A 16,843-nucleotide genomic window follows, 5' to 3' on the forward strand; every position below is an offset into this window, starting at 1 on the left:
TTCAAACTTTTCTTTTGCCATGACGGAACCTATAAGTTTTGTGTATCTAGATTACATATAAAAATAATCCACACGCCACAACGGCGGCAGACTAGAATTATTAAGTACAATTATAAATGTTTTTATGACAAATCAAAGGAAGTATTTAGGAAGATCCGAAGACTGGTGCTGATAGGCAGATTTGAACTGCCGACCTCACCCTTACCAAGGGTGCGCTCTACCAACTGAGCTATATCAGCACACCAGAAAACTGGAGCGGGCAGCGGGAATCGAACCCGCATCATCAGCTTGGAAGGCTGAGGTAATAGCCATTATACGATGCCCGCTTTAGGAACCTGTTCTTAACTACCTCTAACCGTCAAGAATAAAGTGGTGGAGGGGGCTGGATTCGAACCAGCGAAGGCAGTGCCGTCAGATTTACAGTCTGATCCCTTTGGCCGCTCGGGAACCCCTCCACGTCAAAAATTCTTGTCTAAAGCGTTGCTGTTTAAAAACTGGTGCCGACTATCCGAGTCGAACGGATGACCTACTGATTACAAGTCAGTTGCTCTACCAACTGAGCTAAGTCGGCACTGCTTTAGTACGGGGCGAGATATTAGAGGAATGACCGGGACTATGCAACACCCAAAGTAAAAAAAATCACAGATAATTGTTTAAATGGTCACATTTACAGCAAAAACCTGTATTGCAGGCAAATTATTATGCAAACTGCTGATATTTACGCCAGTACATCAGGCCCTGCAGCACCAAAATATCATTATATGTACTTGGCCGGGCTAAGTGTTGTTGCATTAATTCGCCATATCCACCTGCACAAACAATCACAGGCGTGTCGTCAGACTGGCCCAAATAGTATTCCAGCGCACCCAGGGTAGCGACCAGAGCACCATTTTTGACCGCATTGGGCGTATTGGTGCCCAGCTCAGGCAAAAATAAGCTGGTGTCATCACTGAAAACTTTCTGGGTATTACTAACCAGGCTGCTGATCATCATATCCAGACCGGGCAAGATCCAGCCGCCCAGATGTTGTCCGGCTTTATTTAGCACATCAATTTTGCTGGCGGTACCACAATCGAGTATCACGCAACTTTGTTGCGGATAAAGATGATAGCAGGCCACCACCGTCAGCCAGCGATCGACTCCTAGGTTCTCAAATTGCGGATAAGCGCAAGTTAGCCCACCCAATGTTGCACTGGTCTTAGCCTGATAATGTGGAATAGCCAGTTGCTGCGCACGCGCAATTAGCGGCGCCACCAGCTCCCCCTTGCCCACCTGCGCGATCAGCACTTCTTCTATCTCTGACCAGGGAATGTCTGTCTCAGCCACCAAGGTGATGACGTCCCCTGCCAGCGTTGCCGTTTTCAGTGCCGTGTTGCCCACATCTACCAGCAGTTTCATGATGCTTCCTTACGTACTGAGATTTCGCCGCCGTAATAGGTTTTAAGCTCGCCATCCTGACGCAGCACCAAACCACCTTGTGAGTCTATGCCTTCACAAATGCCTCGCCACTGTTTTTGTCCTGTGGTCAGCGTCACGCCCTGCTGACGATGCACATTCAGTGCATTCCACTGCTCAGTCATCACACTCAGTCCGTGGCGCTGATAGATCTCCAAGCGCTTTTGCAGACATAAAGTCAGCACAGCCACCAGCTGATTCTTGTTAACCGCGCTGACGTGCTGGCTTAAATCGGTCCAGGCCTGATCGATTTGTCCGGCGGCGCTCTCTGGCATCGCTACATTCAGCCCTATACCAATCACCAGATGACAAGGGCCTTCAACCTGGCCGTCCAGCTCAACCAAGATGCCCGCCAGCTTTTGTTCATTCAGATACACATCGTTTGGCCACTTCAACTGCACATCCAAATCAAACAAGGCTTTAAGCGCATCGTGTACCGCCAGCCCGACGGCTATCGACAACCCCATGGCGGCCTGCATACCTTCATCGAGCTGCCAGTAACAGCTGTAATATAAGTTGGCACCAAATGGCGACTGCCACTGACGACCACGTCGGCCTCGCCCGGCCTGCTGCATTTCTGCAACCAGCACTTGCCCTTTGGGAATAGACTGGTGGGCCTGAATGCGACGCATCAGTTCACTGTTCGTGGAATCAATAATAGAATGCACTTCTATCTGACACGGCGTGTCACTGAGCTGCGCCCAGCTCTGACGGATCTCCGCTTCCTCTAATAAAGGCAGGCTGTTATTGAGCCGATAGCCTTTACCTGTCACCTTAAAAATGTCGATGCCCATTTGCTGTAATGACTTAATGTGCTTAGACACCGCCGCCCGGCTGATCCCCAGCTGTTCGCCCAGTGCCTGTCCGGAAACAAATTCACCGCACTTCAGGGCATGTAAAATGGCCAGCTTGTTGCCATCGGGTGCTTTAACCATGGTGCGCTTCCTGTATTGTAATTTCACCCTGCGGGCCTATCAGCCTGACCTCATGCTCCAGCACAATGTCAAACTGGGTAAGTATGGTGTGCTGAATATGGCAGATCACTGCCTTTAGGTCCTCACCATTGCTGTGGCCTTCATTGACCAGCACCAGGGCCTGGCGCTCATACACTCTGATCCCACCCTGCTGATAGCCTTTAAGCCCGGCGCGTTCAATGAGCCAGCCCGCGGCCAGCTTGCAATGCTGCGCATCGACCGGATAACTGGGCATATCGGGATAACGACTGGCTAAGGCATCGGCTTGCGCTTTGTCGACCACCGGATTTTTAAAAAAGCTCCCGGCGTTTGCCAGCACCTGAGGGTCGGGCAGTTTACTGCGCCGGGTTGCCATCACTTGTTCAGCGACCGCCTGTGGGGTCACCGTCTCGTGGCAAAGTGTTTTTAGCGGGCCATAGCTCAGCACAGGTTGCCACTGCTTGGGTAATTGTAGTGTCACTTCAGTAATGATAAAACGATCTTTCAGCGCATGTTTAAACACAGAATCGCGATAGCCAAGCTCACAGGCTGCTTTATCTAAGGTTTGCATGGTTCTGCTGGCAATATCAAAGCCTCGTACCTGATACAGCACATCGGCCAGCTCCACACCATAAGCGCCGATATTCTGGATCGGGGCTGCACCCAAGGTGCCTGGGATCAAGACTAAATTCTCCAGTCCGCCAATCCCTTGTGCCAGCAAATGCATCACCAGTGCATGCCAGGATTCACCGGCTGCAGCGCGTACAACATAATGATTGGCTTGTTCTTCGATAGCCACGCCACGATTGGCCAGCTGGATCACTGTGCCCGCATAATCGCTCAGGAACACACTGTTACTGCCCTCACCTAAAATATAAAACGGCGTACTAAAGTCGTGGTCGTAAAGCTGCGCCGGATCGGTAATACGCAATAATGTGCGGCACGATGCCGGTAGCGAGAATGTGTGTAATGACTGCAAAGAATGCACACCCGAACCCTGTAACTAATGCAAAATTGCCGCTAGTGTAGCCTATCCTTGGCTTTGGCGCATCAAGGTGTCATTTTGGCACTTAAGTGGTATAACAACGGCTCTACTCACATCATGAGCAAGGATAATAATGAAACTTTCTGCCCTAACCTTTGGTCTTGCCTTAGCAGGCCTGTCACATACCGCGCTGAGTGCTCAGGCGGTAGACGAACACACCTATGCCAACCTCAACGACGTGATCAGTACACACCTTCACCTGGATCTGGATGTCGACTTTGAAGACAAACAGCTGGAGGGTTTTGTGGAACACACACTGGCATGGCAAAACAAACAAGCCAGAACCCTGGTGCTGGATACCCGAGACCTTGAAATAGACAAGGTGATGTACCAGGGCAGTAACGGTAAATGGTACCCAGCCTCTTTTACCCTTGCTAAACGCGATGACGTGAAAGGCGCCAAACTGACTATCCGCTTTAAGCAACAAGCGAAAAAAGCACGCATCTACTATAACAGCTTGCCACAGGCATCCGGTCTGCAATGGCTGACGCCAGAGCAAACCGCCAGTAAGTCACATCCATTTATGTACAGCCAGTCTCAGGCTATCCATGCCCGCAGCTGGATCCCCGTCCAGGACACTCCGGCGATGCGCGTTACTTATTCCGCTCGTGTTAATACACCCAAAGATGTACGTGCAGTCATGAGTGCCGACAACAGTGGTGCGTTAATCAAAGATGGCGACTATTGGTTTGATATGCCGCAGGCTATCCCGCCTTATCTTATCGCCATCGGTGCCGGTAACCTCGACTATAAAGAGATGTCGCACCAAACCGCCATCTTTGCCGAGCCACAGATCTTAGATGCCTCTGTTGCTGAGTTTAACGACACTCAGGCGATGATAGATAAAACCAACGCCATGTACGGCGAATATGCCTGGGGACGCTACGACTTGCTAATGCTTCCGCCGAGCTTCCCGTTTGGTGGCATGGAAAACCCACGTTTATCCTTTATTACGCCTACCGTCGTTGCAGGTGACAAAAGCCTGGTTAACCTGATCGCTCACGAGCTGGCGCACTCCTGGTCGGGCAACCTGGTCACCAATGCCACCTGGGAAGACCTGTGGCTGAACGAAGGTTTTACCTCTTATGTCGAAAACCGCATTATGGAAGAAGTGTTTGGTCGTGAGCGCGCGGTCATGGAGCAAGCACTGGATTCCGCCAGACTCCGCACCGTCGTTGAGGAGTTGCCGGCTCCGGATACGCGCCTGAACCTGCGCCTCAATGGTCGCGATCCGGACGATGCATTCAGCACGGTTCCTTACACTAAAGGTCAGCTGTTCCTGATCTATCTGGAAGAAAAGTTTGGCCGTAAAGTGTTTGACGCCTTTGTGAAAGACTACTTTGACGCCTACGCGTTTAAATCGCTGACCACCGCCGAGTTTGTTCAATATATAGAAAAACACCTCATCAACAAACATCCTGGCATTGTCAGCATGGATAAGGTCAATGAGTGGATCCACCAGCCGGGATTACCGGCCGATGCACCAAATCCGACCTCAGATGCATTTGATAAAGTCGATGCCGCAACAAAGGCCTGGTTAGCTGGTAACAGCACGCTTGATGCCATTCCCACCACCAGCTGGACGGTACATGAGTGGCTGCACTTTATTAATAACCTGCCGCGCGACCTGGCACAGGATAAAATGGCAGCACTGGATCAGGCATTTGGACTGACCAACTCAACCAATGCCGAACTGGCCTTTGCCTGGTTTATGCTGGCCGTCGGTAATGGCTATGACGCCATTTACCCAGCACTTGATAAGCATCTGACCGGGATTGGCCGCCGTAAGCTCATCGTGCGCTTGTACAAGTCACTGGTTGCCAACGGCAAACGCGACTGGGCTTATGAAGTGTATCAAAAAGCCCGCCCGGGCTATCACCCGTTAGCACAAGGCACCATAGATGCCATCTTTGCTAACTAATTGATAGCAGCAATAGTACAGCCTTATTGAGGCTGTACTTTTTCTAAAAACGCCGCGCGCTGAGCCGGGCTCGCCTGTTGCCACCAGAACTCCAGCATCGCCGCTGCGTCGGGCTTGCCAGCCTGAGGCGCTGCGGGTACAGCGTCAGACAAAGCAGGCTTATCAGCCTGAGGCGCCACAGGCGGCTCGACAGGTAAAGAGTCGGCATAGTCTGGCTTAGTCACCGGGGTTTTAAGCCTTTCTGCCGCCTGCGCTACAGAGCGGATCCGCAGTTGTTCAGTCAGCGTTTTGACTGGCGTACGCGTCCCATCTGGCGCCTTCAGCCACAACTGTGGCTGCTTTGCAAACTGCTTCGCGGCTTTGAGTGTATCGGCCCGTTCAAACTCCACGTAATAATCTCCCTGCTCAGCCACCTCAACGGTCACCCAGAAAGGTTTTGACTCAATCACTTCGTGATCGTCGTACCCAACCTCGTACAGATCTGTATATTTAACGCGCAGCTGGTGCCTGCCTGCTGCCAGCGACAGTTCCCGTACTTTATTAAAAAACGAGTGCTCTATTTCCTTTTGCCCAACCTGTAACGGCAGCAGCTCCTCGGGAAAATATAACTGTGCCGCCAACGCTTGCCCACTGAGCAAACTGACCAGCAGAAAGTAAAAAATGCGTGTTTTCTTCATAATTCCTCTTTATTTTGTTGTTAATGTGGCTGACACTTAGCTTTGAACCTAAAACTGCAACAGAGCATTCAAGCGTTTCGTTCAGGCCATACACCTGCACTCAATGCGGTTGTCATATGATTAAACTCTGAACAACCATTTTCGCTTGTATCTTACTCTCTGCACGCTATGCTGATCAGCTAAACTATCGTCTACAAGGAAAAATAATGAGCCAAGAAACAATTTTTACCAAGATAATTAATCGGGAAATTCCCGCCGATATCCTGTATGAAGATGATCTGGCCCTGGCATTTAAGGACATCAATCCGCAAGCCCCCTTTCATGTTCTGGTGATCCCAAAAACCCCGATTGCCACCATGAATGACATTAATGAAGAAAATGCACACCTGGTTGGGCATTTGTATCTGGTAGCAGCTAAACTGGCTAAAGAGCATGGTTTTGCAGACAACGGCTATCGCGCAGTCATGAACTGTAATAACGATGGCGGTCAGACCGTCTACCACATTCATTTACATGTACTTGCCGGTAAAGAAATGGGCTGGCCACCATACCAAGATAAGAAAAAAGTGCTAAGCTAAATTATTCTTTGTTAAAGAATGTAATTTACTAACATATTGGCAAAAATATAATTAAAATTATAAAAGTCAAAGCCTTAGTGTTTTAACTAAGGCTTTAATTCGACAACAAGATCAGAAATGCCACAATATATAGCAGAACAATCTATTTATTGATGTGATTTCTAATACAAAAGGCCTGAGTCACGTGATAGCATTGCGTAATCAGACAGAATGAGAGTGTTTTCCACATGAGCAGTACTGCATTTTTATTGCTAGACAAAGAACCTATTAACACCATAGGCGTCAATGTATTACAACCTTTACTGAAAACTCAGGGGTTGGACGTAATCACTGGAACAGATATTTCAGAAGTACCAGAGAACACTCGTTTGCTCTTCATTGAAACAGCCGCTAACGACGCCTGGGGTCAGTTAAAAGAGCAGCTCGTCAACCTCAAAGTCAGCTGTGACATTGTTCTGTTCAACCTGGATGAAAACCCGGAGCTGGCCAATCGCGCCTTGCTCAGCGGTATCCGAGGTGTCTTTTACACCACGGATAATGCGGATGTGCTGATGAAAGGGATCCGTCTGCTGATGGAAGATCAGCTCTGGTATCGTCGCGAGATTATGTGTAATGCGCTAAACCGCATGTTGCAGTTTAACAAAGATGCACTACACAAGCTGACCGAAGGTGATATTGAGCCGGTGAAACTCACCAAGCGTGAAAAAGCCATTATTACCCTGATGAGTAAAGGCTCCAAAAACAAGGAAATTGCTGAAGACTTGAACATCAGCCCGCATACGGTGAAAACGCACCTTTACAGTGCATTCAGAAAAACGAAATGCCGTAACCGGATTGAATTATTGTCCTGGGCGCAACAAAATATCCCGGACGAGATCCGCTAACGGATTGCGCCACTGCGTGCGCCACTGCAACAGTGCCAAATTAACAACGGCGCTGTTGCACGCTTTACACCACTTTACTGATTTCCTACTTCCTTTTATGCTAGCAAAGTCGATTTATTGCTAGGGCACGCCATGCTGGATCCCAAAACTCTGTATGTCACCAGCGTCGTCATGACGGCCATGATGACACTTCTTAATTATCTGACATGGCGGGCCAACAAAGACACCCCCGGTACGGTGTTATACATTTTTTATCCTATGGTGCTGTTTGCCGGTATTATTGGCTTTGCTCTGCACAGCCATTTCCAGCAGTGGCAAAGCATTGGAGTCGCTAACGGCCTGTTATTTGCGGCATCCATGCTCCATTGCTGGGCGATCAGCCAGTTTCTTGGTGTTCGGGACAAAGCCTTTCAGTTTTATCTGATTGTCACCGGGATATTGTTTTGCGCCCTGGTCTATTTTAGCGCCGTGGCGCCCGGTCTCAGACAACGCATCCTGATCTCCGATCTCCAGCATATCGCCGAAGCATTGCTGCTGCTGTACTATTTTATTCGCTATGCCCATCCCCTGTATCCCAATGGCAGCATCGTCTATCTCATTGTGCTGAGCTTTATTCTGTGCGTGTTTACCGGCCGTACCTTATTAATGGGTGAGATCAACCATGCTAACCTCCTCGACAGCCCATGGTTTACCATCACGCTGTTTTTCAATGGCGTGCTGGCCCCCATTTTTTACGCCACCGGGATGGCTATCCTGTGTAACGAGCGACGCGAACATAACCTCAATCGCCTGACTGAAAAAGCCCAGCAGGACCTGGAGATCCGCGGTTTGTTTCTGTCTACCGTCAGTCATGAGATCCGCACGCCACTTAACGGGATACTGGGCAGTGCGCAACTGGTGCTCAACCGTATTGGAGATCAGGCCAGCAAAGCCTATTGCGAAGCCATTATTAATTCCGCCGAGTCCCTCAATTTGCTTATCGACAAGGTACTCGACTACGCCAGCCTGGAACAAAGCGACGAGGTACTGGCCGCCGAAGACATTGAATTTAAGAGCTGGCTGAACAACCTATGTCTGCTGATGACCCCAATGGCCGAGCAGCGCGGGCTCACTTTTACCCTCGTATACGATATGCCCGAGCAGGTTTGCTATTACTGTGACCAACAAAAACTGCGCCAGATCCTGCTCAACCTGGTCGGTAACGCCATCAAGTTTACCGATCAAGGCGAGGTCAAGATCTGCGTCGAGCTGATCAAAGAAGGGAATATGGAGCACCGGGTGCGTTTTAGCGTGATAGACACCGGCCCCGGTATTGAAGAAGAAGACATAGAAAAACTCACCGAGCCTTATGTTCAAAGCAGCGCTGGTAAAACCAAAGGCGGCACCGGTCTGGGCCTGGCTATCACGGCACGCCTGCTCGACAAAATGGGCAGTCAACTGGAAATCATCAGCGAGCTGGATAAAGGCAGCTCCTTCAGCTTTGACTTAACCTTAACCGTCGGAGAACTCAGTCTGGTTGAAAAGCGCCATCACAATGTCGACTATGCCACCGGTCTGGACGTTCTGTTGGTTGAAGACTTAGACCTCAATCGCAAGATTGCCATCGAGTTTATGGCCATTGATGAACACAGAATAAAACTGGCCAACGATGGTCAAAGTGCCATTGAGCAACTCACTGAGCATGCCTTTGATGTGGTACTGCTGGATATGAACCTGCCAGACTTAACGGGTCAGGAGGTACTCAAGCGCCTCAAAAATATAGAACATAAGAACCGACGTACGCCGTTTTTGGCCTTTACCGCCAGCCTCAGCCCGGAAGAAATCAAGGAGTATCTGGCACTGGGGATCCGCGACGTTGTGGGTAAACCAATCAAACAAGACAAACTGCGTCAGGCCATCAGCAACTCACAAAAAGCGCAAACACCGGACATCAGTGTTGAGCTCAGTGACACCTTGTATGATGAGAGTGCGGTCACATCCCTGAGTGGCTTTAGCGAAGATGAAGTGTCGTCAATTTACAATGAGTTTGTTTTATCGGCACGCACTAAGCTGCGCCATATTCAGCAACTACTGGATGAAGATGATCAGCAGTGCATCAAACTCCTGCACCGCCAGGCCAGCACCGCGTTACAGCTTGGCTTTAATCGCTATGGCCTGACGCTTAAGAAAATCGAACGCCGACTGCTGGATAAGAAACGCTGTGACGAGGAACTGGCAGATGCCATGGTCTTATGGCAACAGAGCCTGGAAGCGTATTTGCAGTATGTGCGCCACCAGACTGTCGGCTGAAACAAGACGCTGAAAAGCAAACGCACAAAGCGGCACTTTTATCGCCACAAAGTCGACTTTATGGGAAAATTTGTTCATCCTAGCTGACACAGGGTACCTGACTACCCAGATAACAAGAAATCTGAAGGAAATTTCATTATGACACTACTTAAATCACCGCTGGCCATTGCCATCGGTGCCGCCATGATTGGCCTGAGCACGCCCAGCGTGGCAGCCACCGCAGATAAAGCAGAAGCTGCCAGCACTAAAGAGTGGAACGTGCTGAACCCACCAGGTGACAAGCAAACCATTACCATAGACACCAATGAAACCACCTGGAGTAACCTGGATGTCAGCCCGGATGGCAAATCGATTATCTTCGATATGCTGGGCGACATTTACGTCATGCCTATTAACGGTGGTAAAGCAACGGCGATCACCAGCGACAGAGCCTGGAACTTCCAGCCTAAGTTCTCGCCGGACGGCACTAAAATTGCGTTCATTTCAGACCGTGAAGGCGCTGAAAACCTGTGGGTAATGGACGTCGACGGCAGCAACATGCGCCAGGTGTCTGATGAGTCTCACAACCTGCTGCATAACCCGGCCTGGTCACCGGATGGTCAGTACATCGCGGTCAAACAAGGTCAGGTAACCGGTCGTACTATTCCAGGTGGTTCAATCCGCATGTACCACATTTCAGGTGGTAAAGGTGTGGTGGTACGCGATCGTTTGCACGGTGCAAAATCGCAGAAGAATATTGCCGAGCCAGCCTTTTCTAACGATGGTAAGAAGCTCTACTACTCAGTGGATGCGACCCCTGGCGTACGCTGGGAATACAACAAAAATGCACTGGGTTCGGTATTTGAGATCCGCTCCTGGGATCTGGCCACCGGTGAAGAAGAAACCGTGATCCGTGGCTCAGGCGGTGCAATTCGCCCAACGCCAAGCCCGGACGGTAAATCACTGGCATTCGTAAAGCGTATTGAAAATGGCAAGGTCATGCAAAGTGCCTTGTACATCAAAGATCTGAAGTCAGGTATCGAAACCGAGATCTTTGCTGGCCTGGACCGGGATTTGCAAGAAGCCAATGGTGCACAGGGTAACACCCCGGCATTCGCTTACACGCCGGATGGCAAAGCACTGGTTTTCTGGGCCGGTGGTGTCTTCCACAAAGTGGACATCGCCAGCAAGCAGGCGAAGGTGATCCCAACCCGCGTGGTGGCTGAAAAAGAAATTACCCCGGCACTGAAGTTTGCTGTTGATGTGGCACCGGATACCTTCAAGGTCAAACTGGCGCGTTGGTCACAAATTTCTCCGGACGGTAAAACCGCCCTGTTCCAGGCGCTGGGCCATTTGTACACCAAAGACATTGCCTCAGGCAAAGTGCGCCGCGTAACAACACAAAACGACCACTTTGAATTCTACCCAAGCTTCTCACGCGATGGTAAGTACATCGTATACACCAGCTGGGACGATCAAGACTTAGGCGCCGTGCGCGTTGTTTCGGCCAGTGGCGGTAAAGGTCGAGTGATCACTCAGGATCCGGGCCACTACATCAACCCAAGCTTCTCACCAGATGGTAAGCACGTGCTGTATCGCAAAGTGACCGGTGGCTACCTGCTCAGCGGTGACTGGTCAATGGAACCAGGCATCTACCTGACCAGTGCCAAAGGTGGCGAAGCCAAACGCATCATCAAACGAGGTGACAACCCGCACTTTGGAGCAGAAAAAGATCGCATCTATTTCAGCGTGATGAGCGATGAGACACACCGCGAACTGAAATCCGTTGACCTCAATGGTGAAAAAGAGCGTTCACACTTTAAAGGCGACTACATTTTTGATTACCGCGTCTCGCCAGATGGTAACTACGTGGCCTTCATCGAGAACTTCAATACCTTTGTTGCCCCGTTCGCCAGCACAGGCAAAACCCTGTCTATCAACAAAGGTTCTAAATCTTTCCCAGTGCAACAAGTCTCTAAATACTCAGGTGATTTCCTGAACTGGAAAGCAGACAGCAGTGCGTTAACCTGGGCCTTTGGTCCAACTTTATATCAGCGTAAGCTGACCGACACCTTTGCCTTTTTACAAGGTGCCGCAGCCGAAGCCGCACCATTAACTGCCGAAGGCATCGACCTGAGCTTTGAGAAAAAGGCCGACAAGCCAGAGGGCATTCTGGCCCTGGTTGGCGGTAAAGTCGTGACCATGCGCAATGCCGATGAGCAGCAAGAGATCATCGAAGATGGTGTCGTATTGATTGAAGAAAACCGCATTATCGCAGTGGGCACCCGCAGCGAAGTCGAGATCCCGAACAAAGCCAAGGTCATGGACATCACAGGTAAAACCGTGATCCCAGGTCTGGTCGATGCCCACGCCCACGGCAGCTATGGCAGCCACAACCTGCAACCTGAGCAAAACTGGAACCAGCTGTCGAACGTGAGCTTTGGTGTGACCACCATTCACGATCCGTCGAATGACTCCAATGAAGTATTCTCTATGGCGGAATTACAACGTGCCGGCCTGACCGTCGCACCGCGTATTTACTCCGTAGGCCGGATCCTCTACGCCGGTAATGCACCTGGCTACAAAACGCCGATCAGCAACCTGGAAGATGCGCAATTCCACGTTAAGCGTCTGAAAGACGCCGGTGCTATCACGGTTAAGAGCTACAACCACCCCCGTCGTGATACCCGTCAGCAAGTGCTGGAAGCGGCAAAACAGATGGAGATCATGGTAGTGCCGGAAGGCGGTTCTAAGTTCCAGCAGAACATGAACATGATCATCGACGGCCACACAGGTCTTGAGCACGCCCTGCCAATCCCGAACATTTATTCGGACGTTACGCAAATGTGGAGCCAGACCAAGGCCGGCTTTACGCCAACCTTTAACGTGGCCTATGGCGGTATTAAAGGGGAAGACTACTTCTATGACACCACAGATGTATGGAAGAATGAGCGTCTGGCCAGCTTTGTTCCGGACTACATTCTGAACCCGCGCTCTGTACGTCGTGAGAAAGCACCTGAGCACCACTACAACCATATCAATGCGGCGAAATCTGCCAAGCAGCTACGCGACAAAGGCGTTACCGTACACATTGGTGCACACGGTCAGCGTGAAGGCCTGGGCGCCCACTGGGAGTTGTGGTCAATGGCACAAGGTGGCTTTACGCCTTGGGAAGCACTGCGAAGCGGCACCATCGACGGTGCAAAATACCTGGCGATGGATCACGATATCGGCACCATCGAAAAAGGTAAGCTGGCTGACTTAGTGATCATCGATGGTGATGTCCTGAATGACATCCGCGAATCAGAAAAAGTCGCCTACACCGTTCTGAATGGCCGCATCTATGATGCCGCAACCATGAACGAAACCGGCAACTACAATGTGAAGCGCCAGCCGCTGTTTTTCGAAAGTGGTAGCAAAACGCCGATGCATCCGGCGACCGAAGCTTATATGGAAGAAAAAGCACACAAATATCACTGGAAACACTAATATCCGGTCATTTCATTCATAAAGCAGCCGAAAGGCTGCTTTTTTTTCGCCAAATGCCCCTTCTGTGCATTTATTCTCTGGCAACACTGTCTTACACCCCCAACTTTGTCCCGATCCACGTTCTGGATAATATCGCGAACTGTTCTAAACTGTGTCACTGAATAGGATACTCTGTCGTCAGGCACATGCTATGATGACGGCGCAGCGAGGCCACTTGTGCAGATGTGACCAGTCCAGCCTCACGGGTATATCAGCAAATACAAGGAGCAGGGAGCATGTCTGATCTCAGCCACTTCTTTAAGTCACTTAACCTGACACAAAAATTGATCTCGGCCTTTTTACTGGTTGCCCTGATCCCAACCGCCATCATTATCGCCATGGCTCTGATGCAATCATCCGATGCCATGACCCGCCAGGTGTATGCCCAACTGGGTGCGGTTGGCGAAATTAAAGAGAGTGCCATAGAGCGTCATTTCAGCGGCGTGCAGGACGAGCTGGTTTCACTGGCGGTAAACCCTTATGTGAAACAAGCCGCCACAGAGTTTATCCAGGCCTATGGCGAAGTCGATGATGCCGTTGCCGTCCCTGCCAGCCTAGAAGGCTTTTATCGCGACCAATTTGCCCCTCGCTTTAAATCACTGAATGAGCAGGCCGCGCCACCGGCGATATTGTTATCGGAATTGTCCCCTCAGGGGATCACGCTGCAAACCCGCTATCTGGCCGACAACCCGCACCCGCTGGGTGAAAAACTCAATCTATTTAGCAGCGGGGCAGACGATGCCTATGATCGAGTCCACCAGCAGCACCATGCCTTCTTCAGTAAAATTGCCGAAGTCTACGAGTTTTACGATGTCTTTATCGTGGATAATCTGAGTGGCAATATCATCTATTCGGTATATAAAGAGAGCGACTTTGCCACCTCTTTGCTCTACGGCCCCTACGCACAAAGTAACATTGCCGAGGCTTTCAAGGCTGGACGTGAATTAACCCGCGAAGGAGAAATTGCCTTTGTGGATTACCAGCAATACCTGCCTTCTTATAACGCCCCTGCCAGCTTTGTTGCTGCGCCACTTATCATCAATGGTCAGGCACCAGCCACCCTCATTGTTCAACTTTCGATAGACGCCCTGAATGCCATCATGACAGAGCGTCAGGGATTGGGAGAAAGCGGCGAGACTTACCTGGTTGGCCCGGAAGGTCTGATGCGCTCAGACTCTTATCTGGACCCGGTTCATCACTCAGTGACGGCCTCGTTTCGCCACCCGGACAAAGGCACAGTGAACACGGAAGCCTTCCAGCTGGCCATGCAGGGGCAGCAAGGACAAAAGGTAGTATTGGACTACAACGGTAACCCGGTGCTGTCGGCCTATACTTCGGTGGACATTTTCAACGTGCGATGGGCATTACTGGCAGAAATTGACGTAGCTGAGGCCTTTGCCCCGATCAATACCTTACGGACTCAGTTGCTAATGGTGCTGGGTGCCTGTGTGCTGATGATAGTGCTGGCTGCTTTCTGGTTTGCACGTACCCTGACCCGTCCGGTGCACGCGCTGGTGAACACCATTCGCAAAGTGGAGCAAGAAGGCGACTTCGCGCTGCGCACTGAGATCAATACTCTGGACGAAATTGGTCGCTGTGGCCAGGCGTTTAACTCCTTGCTGGACGCCCTTCAGCTGTCTATTTCAGAAACCAATCGGGTAATGGACCGCATGGCCGCCGGGCGCTTTGATGACAGGATCAGCGTGCCTTGCAAAGGCGAGTTGGATAGCCTCAAACGCGCCACCAATGATTGCGCGCAGAGCCTGCAAAGTGCTCTGAGTGACATAGGTCAGGTGATCCATGCCATGTCACAGGGCCAGTTTGATAAACAGCTGGAATCCGAGATGTGTGGCGATCTGGCCACCCTGAAATCCCATATCAACAGCTCAATGCACTCTATCAATACCACCATGACGGAAATTGTCAGCGTAATGTCGGATATGGAGCAAGGCCACTTTCAGGGACAAGTTCAGGTTGAAGCGCAGGGCAGCCTGCAACAGCTCAAAGTGAGCGTGAACAACTCAGTGAGCAGCGTTGCCGGGGCCATTGATGGACTGGCAGCCATGATGAGTGCGTTGCGCCAGGGCGACTTTAGCCAGCGCCTGGAACTACCACTGCGCGGCCAGCTGGAGGAACTCAAAGAAGACACCAACTCCAGCGTACAAAACCTGGCAGCCATTATTGAAGACATCGGCCATACCATGGCGGCGGTCAGTGAGGGCGACTTTAAACAAGTCGTCTCGACGCCCGCACAGGGCCAGCTGGGTGAATTAAAAGAACACATTAATGTGTCGGTACGCAGTGTCGACGAAGCCATCAGCGAAATTTCCTCCGTGATGATGACCATCAGCCATGGCCGCTTCGATAGAACCATTAATTCGCCCATGCTGGGCCAGCTGGACACCCTCAAAGCCGATATCAATCATTCGGTGAATAACCTTAGTCGCGTGATTGAAGAGCTGGCCAGTGTGATGTCAGCCATGAGTCAGGGGGATTTTACCATTCAAATAGAATCCGACCTGCAGGGGCAGCTGTTACAACTCAAACAAGATGTGAACACGTCGACCACCACAGTTTCCGACGCCATCAATGAAGTTACCCGGGTGCTGGGAGCACTGGCCAAAGGACAGCTTAACGAGCAGATCAATGGCCATTATGAAGGCGTTTTTGAAACCCTGCAGCGCGATGTGAATGCCACCATCGCTAAACTGACCGAAGTGATTGAAGGGATCCAGTATGCGGCGGGCCAGGTTACGCAAAGTGCCGGAGAAATTGCCGCCAGCAACACCGAGATCAGCCAGCGCACCGAAGAGCAGGCAGCTAACCTGGAAGAAGCCAGTGCCAGCACCGGTCACATGCTGGAGGAGCTGGCCAGCAATGCCGAGACCATCGCCAAAGAAGGTGGCTCGCTGTCGCAGGACACGGTCGCCGCCATTGGTGAAGTCAACCGGGCCAGCAAAGACATCAACGAAATAGTGTCAGTGATTGATGCGCTGGCGTTCCAGACCAATTTGCTGGCCCTGAACGCCGCCGTCGAGGCCGCCCGGGCCGGCGAAAATGGTCGTGGCTTTGCGGTGGTTGCCAACGAAGTGCGCGAGCTCGCCGGTCGCAGTGCCGCCTCTGCTAAGCAAATTAAAGAGATCATTGCCAACAGCAACGAGAAAGTGGAACAAGGCACCCAGCTGGCAAATGATTCGGGAGATAAGCTCAATCAGATAGTCGAAGCCGTTGCCGATGTCAGTCAGAACATAGTGAAAATCAATATGTCGACCACCACACAGCAGCAGTCGATCAAAGAGGTGGATATCGTGGTGCAACGCCTCACCGACCTAATTCAGGAAAACTCGGCCATCACCGAAGAAACCATGGCTGCGGCGAGACAAATGGCGGAGCAAGCCAATGCAATGCGTGAACTGCTGGGCTATTTTGAAATTACGTCACATCCGCAAAGCGCCTCAGCACAGCCCGAGCAGGAATTACTGATCCACAGTTACAACGCCTCATAGACCCGCATCAGGGTTAACAGCGCGCAGA

10 protein-coding genes and 4 tRNA genes are annotated in these 16,843 nt (G+C 51.0%); 6 read left to right on the forward strand and 8 right to left on the reverse strand.

The window, feature by feature from the left end; genetic code table 11:
• Window positions 1–163: 163 nt before the first annotated feature.
• The 7 genes from C3B51_RS18730 to murB form a co-directional block, all read right to left on the reverse strand.
• Window positions 164–239 (reverse strand) — tRNA-Thr (locus tag C3B51_RS18730).
• 12 nt (window positions 240–251) lie between these two features.
• Window positions 252–326: transfer RNA gene (locus tag C3B51_RS18735), tRNA-Gly, on the reverse strand.
• A gap of 44 nt (window positions 327–370) precedes the next feature.
• A tRNA-Tyr gene (locus C3B51_RS18740) sits at window positions 371–455 on the reverse strand.
• Window positions 456–495: 40 nt separating this feature from the next.
• Window positions 496–571: transfer RNA gene (locus C3B51_RS18745), tRNA-Thr, on the reverse strand.
• Between the two features lie 128 nt (window positions 572–699).
• Complete coding sequence (locus C3B51_RS18750) at window positions 700–1,398, reverse strand: type III pantothenate kinase (protein ID WP_130246024.1); 699 nt, start codon at window positions 1,396–1,398, stop codon at window positions 700–702.
• On the reverse strand, window positions 1,395–2,390 hold the full coding sequence (birA, locus tag C3B51_RS18755; protein ID WP_130246025.1) for a bifunctional biotin--[acetyl-CoA-carboxylase] ligase/biotin operon repressor BirA: 996 nt from the start codon (window positions 2,388–2,390) through the stop codon (window positions 1,395–1,397). Before birA ends, C3B51_RS18750 begins: the two co-directional genes overlap by 4 nt.
• Entirely contained in the window at window positions 2,383–3,396 is a 1,014-nt protein-coding gene (murB, locus tag C3B51_RS18760; protein WP_130246026.1) for a UDP-N-acetylmuramate dehydrogenase, read from the reverse strand. The genes birA and murB overlap by 8 nt, the downstream gene beginning before the upstream one ends.
• 130 nt (window positions 3,397–3,526) lie before the next feature.
• Here murB and C3B51_RS18765 point away from each other — a divergent pair, with 130 nt between their 5' ends.
• On the forward strand, window positions 3,527–5,374 hold the full coding sequence (locus C3B51_RS18765) for a M1 family metallopeptidase (protein ID WP_130246027.1): 1,848 nt from the start codon (window positions 3,527–3,529) through the stop codon (window positions 5,372–5,374).
• Between the two features lie 23 nt (window positions 5,375–5,397).
• Here C3B51_RS18765 and C3B51_RS18770 read toward each other — a convergent pair whose 3' ends face one another.
• On the reverse strand, window positions 5,398–6,051 hold the full coding sequence (locus C3B51_RS18770) for a DUF2057 domain-containing protein (RefSeq protein ID WP_125718409.1): 654 nt from the start codon (window positions 6,049–6,051) through the stop codon (window positions 5,398–5,400).
• Between the two features lie 206 nt (window positions 6,052–6,257).
• On the opposite strand from C3B51_RS18770, the gene C3B51_RS18775 reads away from it, so the two are divergent.
• The 5 genes from C3B51_RS18775 to C3B51_RS18795 all read left to right on the forward strand — a co-directional run bounded on the left by C3B51_RS18775 (window position 6,258) and on the right by C3B51_RS18795 (window position 16,815).
• Entirely contained in the window at window positions 6,258–6,629 is a 372-nt protein-coding gene (locus tag C3B51_RS18775) for a histidine triad nucleotide-binding protein (protein ID WP_046005842.1), read from the forward strand.
• Window positions 6,630–6,856: 227 nt separating this feature from the next.
• Entirely contained in the window at window positions 6,857–7,513 is a 657-nt protein-coding gene (locus C3B51_RS18780) for a helix-turn-helix transcriptional regulator (RefSeq protein ID WP_046005841.1), read from the forward strand.
• Between the two features lie 132 nt (window positions 7,514–7,645).
• Complete coding sequence (locus tag C3B51_RS18785) at window positions 7,646–9,802, forward strand: ATP-binding protein (RefSeq protein ID WP_125718411.1); 2,157 nt, start codon at window positions 7,646–7,648, stop codon at window positions 9,800–9,802.
• A gap of 138 nt (window positions 9,803–9,940) precedes the next feature.
• Window positions 9,941–13,270 carry an amidohydrolase family protein gene (locus C3B51_RS18790; protein WP_130246028.1) on the forward strand — a complete coding sequence of 1,110 codons (3,330 nt, stop codon included), beginning with the start codon at window positions 9,941–9,943 and terminating at the stop codon, window positions 13,268–13,270.
• Window positions 13,271–13,545: 275 nt separating this feature from the next.
• Entirely contained in the window at window positions 13,546–16,815 is a 3,270-nt protein-coding gene (locus C3B51_RS18795; RefSeq protein ID WP_130246029.1) for a methyl-accepting chemotaxis protein, read from the forward strand.
• Window positions 16,816–16,843 lie beyond the last annotated feature (28 nt).

It is taken from the genome of Pseudoalteromonas rubra (assembly GCF_004212645.1).
GTDB lineage: Bacteria > Pseudomonadota > Gammaproteobacteria > Enterobacterales > Alteromonadaceae > Pseudoalteromonas > Pseudoalteromonas rubra_G.